The 4,633-nt window shown below is 80.2% G+C and carries 4 protein-coding genes; 3 read left to right on the top strand and 1 reads right to left on the bottom strand.

Annotation, left to right across the window (positions count from 1 at the left end; all coding sequences use genetic code 11):
* Together D6689_22540 and D6689_22535 are read left to right on the top strand one after the other, a co-directional pair.
* On the top strand, positions 1 to 298 hold a 298-nt coding region (locus tag D6689_22540; GenBank protein RMH36442.1), incomplete at its 5' end, for a hypothetical protein.
* Complete coding sequence (locus tag D6689_22535; GenBank protein RMH36441.1) at positions 298 to 750, top strand: D-tyrosyl-tRNA(Tyr) deacylase; 453 nt, start codon at positions 298 to 300, stop codon at positions 748 to 750. The genes D6689_22540 and D6689_22535, both read left to right, overlap by 1 nt.
* 43 nt (positions 751 to 793) lie before the next feature.
* On the opposite strand, the gene D6689_22530 is transcribed toward D6689_22535, so the two are convergent.
* Positions 794 to 2,836 carry a PDZ domain-containing protein gene (locus D6689_22530; protein RMH36440.1) on the bottom strand — a complete coding sequence of 681 codons (2,043 nt, stop codon included), beginning with the start codon at positions 2,834 to 2,836 and terminating at the stop codon, positions 794 to 796.
* A 309-nt stretch (positions 2,837 to 3,145) separates the two neighbouring features.
* On the opposite strand from D6689_22530, the gene D6689_22525 reads away from it, so the two are divergent.
* Positions 3,146 to 4,471, top strand: coding sequence for a hypothetical protein (locus D6689_22525; GenBank protein ID RMH36439.1), 1,326 nt, complete (start codon positions 3,146 to 3,148; stop codon positions 4,469 to 4,471).
* Positions 4,472 to 4,633 lie beyond the last annotated feature (162 nt).

Genomic DNA, 4,633 nt, shown 5'->3' with positions numbered 1-4,633 from the left:
GGACGCCGACGGCGGCCCGGTCGTGGCCGTCGCCGTCGTCCGCGAGGGGCACAACGTGCCGACGGAGGAGGACATGCGCGCGCTGCTGGCCGAACAGGCTCCGGAGTACATCGACCTGCCCAAGACCGGGCTCAACCAGATGCGGTGGTGGCGCGAGGCCGACTGGGTCGCCGGCGGCATGGTCCAGATTGCCGTCGCGCTGCGCCGCACCTACGGCATCGACCCGGACAAGACGACCTGGACGCTGTGCAAAGACGACCGCGGCGCCCGCTGCGGGATCGTGTTTCTGAGGAAGTGATGCGCGCGGTGGTTCAGCGCGTGTCGCGCGCCAAGGTGACCGTCGACGGCGACGTGGTCGGCGAGATCGGCCCCGGCCTGTGCGTGCTCGTCGGCGCCGGCGCGGGCGACACCGGCGCCGACGCGGACTACATCGCCAACAAGGTGGCCCACCTGCGCGTGTTCGAAGACGCCGGCGGCAAGATGAACCGCTCGGTGGTCGACACCGGCGGTGGCGTGCTCGTGGTGTCGCAGTTCACCCTGTACGGCGATGCGCGCAAGGGGCGGCGGCCCACGTTCACCGCCGCGCTCGAGCCGGTCGCCGCCGAGGCGCTGTGCGCGCGCGTGGTCGACGCGCTGCGCGCCGCCGGCGTCGCGCGAGTCGAGACTGGCCGATTTCGCGCGACGATGGACGTCGATCTGGTCAACGCCGGCCCGGTGACGATCCTGCTCGATTCGCGCAAGGCGTTTTGACCGGGTGCGGCGCGCGCTCGCGCGACACGCGCACCGAGGACCGTCATTCGCCGCCCGGGTCGCGCACCGGCGCTCGCACGAGGGCCAGTTCGAACGGCGGGTTGCCGGCGCGCCGCACGCGCACGCGGACGACCGTGCCGGCGGCGCCGCGCACGTCGTCGATGCTGGCCCCGCCCCCCTGCCGCGCGGTCGGAACGCCGTCGATCGCGACGATGCGGTCCCCCGACCGCAGGCCGGCGACGTCGGCGGGCGCGTGCGGCACGACGCCGACGACGGCCAGCGCGTCGCCCCGCCACGCGAGCGCCGCCCCGATGCCGGCCCGGTCGACGGCATCGTCGTCGCGGTCGAGCGCGAAGTCGACCTCGTGGACGCCGCCGGCGACGACGTCGACGCCGCGCTGCACGCGGTCGACGTGGCCGGGGTGGCGCGCGCGGACGTCGTATCGGCCCGGCGCGACGCCGTCGATCCGGTAGGCGCCGTCCGCGGCGGCGTGGACCCCACACTCGACCGCTCGGCCCGCGACGGCGACCTCCGCCCCGGCCAGCGGCCGGCCGGTCGCCGCGTCGGTCACGCGCCCCGCGATCGTTGCTTCCGCAACCAGCTCGACCGAACCGTCGGCGAACGCGGCCGGGGCGACGACCAGCTGCGGCCGCACGACCGTGCCGAACCCCGCGGCGGACACCGCCAGCTCGTACCGGCCCGGCTCGAGCCCGTCGACGCGGTAGTGGCCGTCGGGGGCGACGAAGCGCACCGCGCGCGCCGCGCCGACCGGGCCGCCGCCGTAGCGCGAAAGCGGCGCGAGGTCGACGGTGAACTCCGCGATCGGCTGGCCCGCCGCGGACACGGCGCCCGCGACGCCGCCGCCGGGCTGCAGCGCGAGGTCGATCCCGTCGGCCGGCGCGGCCACGCGCGCGCGGCGCCCCGGCGCCCAGCCCGCGCGGACCGCCTGAAGGTCGTACGGCCCGGCGCCGAGATCCTGCAGCACGTAGCGACCGTCCGCGCCCGACTCCGCCTCGGCCACCGGCGTGATCGGCGCATCCGCGGGCGCGCCGCGGGCGGCCGCCGCCTCGCCGCGGCTGGCCGCCGGCGCGGGCGCCACGGCGACGACGCGCGCGCCGGCGACCGGGTGCCCCGCCGGGTCCACCACGCGGCCCGCGATGCGCGCCGGCGCGGCGAGCACGAGGGCGACCCGCGCCTCCTCGCCGGGCGACAGGTCGACGGCGCGCGGGGCCGACGGTCCGTGCCCCGGCGCGCTGGCGACCAGCGCCACCGTGCCGGCGGGCAGCCCGGCCAGCGAGAACGCGCCGCCGGCGACCTCGGCGCGGCCCACCACCGCGCCGCCGCGCCAGGCGGCCACCGCGCCGCGCGCGACCGGCGCGCCGCGGCGATCGACGACCGTACCGGCGATGCGCGCGGGCCGGTCGACGACGAGTTCCACGCCGTCGATCTCGGCGCCCGGCTCGATGCCGCGCACCGCGAAGTCGCGCGAGACGCGATCGCCGGCCGCCGCGCGCAGCGTCGCGCGCCCGGGCGGCACGTCGATCGCGAACCGTCCGTCCGCACTCGTGGCCGCGGCGCACTCGCCCGCGGCGCAGCGAACGGTTGCATCGGCAACCGGATCGCCGCGACCGTCGACGACGCGACCGGCGATCCGGGCGTTCGGCATCAGCTCCAGGTCCACGCCGCCGGCGACCGCCCCCGGCGCGACCACCAGCGCGTCGACGCCCGCCGCGGCAAACCCGACCGCGCGCGCCACCAGGCGATATCGCCCGGGCGGCAGGTCGACCGCGTAGCGGCCGTCCGCGCCGGTCGTCACCTCGCGGTCGGCCGCGCCCGCGAACGTCAACGTCGCGCCGTCGATCGGCCGGCCCGACACGCCGTCGCGCGAGCTGCCGGCGACGCGCGCGAGCGCGCCGGCGGTCGCGGGCGCGGTCGACGCCACCGCGATCGGCCCGCTGGCCGGCGGCGCCACCGGCGCGCGGACGGCCGGCGCCGACGGGCGCTGCTCGCCCCCGCGCCACGCCACCGCGGCGGCCACTCCCGCCGCGGCCACGACGACCGCGCCCTGCCATGCCCGCGAACGCACCGTGGCCCAAGCCTACCGCGGCCGGTGCGGTTGCGCCGCGGTCGCACCCCTATCCGGCGAGGGCGCGGCGTACCTCGGGGGTGACGGCGACCCGGCGCCGAGCGGCGGGCCGGCCGCCCGCGAGGACCGCCGCCCGCGGGCGAGCCGCGGCGGACCGCCCGGCCGCGAGCCAGAGGATTCGGACCGGCTCCCGAGCGCGCCCGGGTAGGAGGCCCGATCTCGCCGCACCATCGCGGCCGAACCCCGAGCGCGCCCGGGCGGCGAGCGGTGCCCGGCGGCGCGCGGCCCGTCCGGAGGTATCCTGCGCGAGTGACTGGCCGCCGCGCTGTCCTCGCCGCCGCGCTCGCCGCGACCGGGTGCGCGTTCGATCCGTCCGGCCCCGGAGTCGGCGGCCCGCCGGATGCGAGCGTCGCGCCGCCCGATGCCGCGCGGCCTGCCGACGCGGCGACGGGCGCGCCGGACGGCACCGCGGGCGCGCCGGACGCCGCGGGCGCGCCCGACGCCGCGGGGACGCCGGATGCGGCCGCCCCTCCCACCGACGCCGCCCCGTCCCCGGACGCCTGCGCCACCGGCGAGCTGCCGTTCGTGCCGAGCAACGTCGATCCGTGCGCGCTGCCGGCGGCGCGGCTGGCGTGGTCGGTCCCCGGCGCGCAGGGGTGGACCGTCAACACCGACACCGGCGTGGCGACCGGACCGGGCGTGTCGGTTCTGCTGGACTCGACGGTGCTCCCGCAACCGGGCGGACCGGACATCCGCGTGTTCGTCGCCACGTCGGTCACCGTGATGCCGGGCGGGCGGCTGCGGTTCGTCGGCTCGCTGCCGGCCGTCGTGGTGGCCACCGGCGACATCCGCATCGGCGGCCGCGTGTTCGCCGGCGCCGAGGGTGAGACGCCGGGGCCGGGCGGCGGCGCGCCCGGAACCTGCGGCGCGGGGGCCGGACGCGCCGGGGCGGTCCAGACGACCGGCGCGGGCCGCGCCGGCGGCGCGGGCGGCGGCGGCGGCGGCTACGGCGCGGACGGAGGCGACGGCGCCCGCGTCGACGGCGCGAGCGGAGGGGACACCGCCGGCGGCGCGGCCGAGGGCAACCCGCAGATCGTCCCGCTGCGCGGAGGCTGCCCGGGAGGTGCGGGCGGCATGGCGACGGGCGGCGCGGGCGGCGGCGCGGGCGGTGCGCTGCAGCTGGTCGCCGGAGGCACGATCTCGGTGGCCGGCGCGATCGCGGTGCCCGGCGGCGGCGGCCAGGGCGTGACCGGCCAGGCCAGCGGCGGTGGCGGCGGCGGTTCGGGCGGAGCGCTGCTGCTCGAGGCGATGCAGATCGACATTGCGGGCGTGCTGAGCGCCAACGGCGGCGCGGGCGGCGAGGGGTCGCGCCGCGGCGTGGCGACGGCGAGCGGCGAGGACGGTCACCCGGCCGACGCCGACCCGGCCGCGGGAGGCGCCGGCACCAGCGTCGGCGGCGACGGCGGTGACGGCGGCGCGGGCACCGCCGCCGCGGGCGAAGACGGCGAGCGCGGCACGTCCGACGCCGCGACGGCGGCGGGCGGCGGTGGTGGCGGCGGCTCGGTCGGGCGCATCCACCTGCGCGCAATCGACAGCCTCGAGATCACCGGCACGGTGACGCCGCCGCCCGCATGACGCGGCGGACCCGGCGACGGCCGCCGCGCGGCTCGGCTACGCCGCCCGGCGGCGCGGCCGCGACGGCACGCGGCGCGGCCCGCGCGTCGGCACGCGGCGCGGCCCGCGCGACGGCACGCGGCGCGCTCCAGCCCGCGCCGGCCGGCCCGCGCCTGCCCCGGC

The organism is Deltaproteobacteria bacterium (genome assembly GCA_003696105.1).
Classification (GTDB): Bacteria; Myxococcota_A; Polyangia; order Haliangiales; family J016; genus J016.
The sequence above is the reverse complement of the archived record's forward strand: the minus strand, read 5'-3'. Positions and strand labels throughout refer to the sequence as shown.

Bases quoted from the DNA above. Each gene is read 5' to 3' on its own strand.
- D6689_22535 (RMH36441.1), top strand. From the start codon at position 298: ATGCGCGCGGTGGTTCAGCGCGTGTCGCGCGCCAAGGTGACCGTCGAC.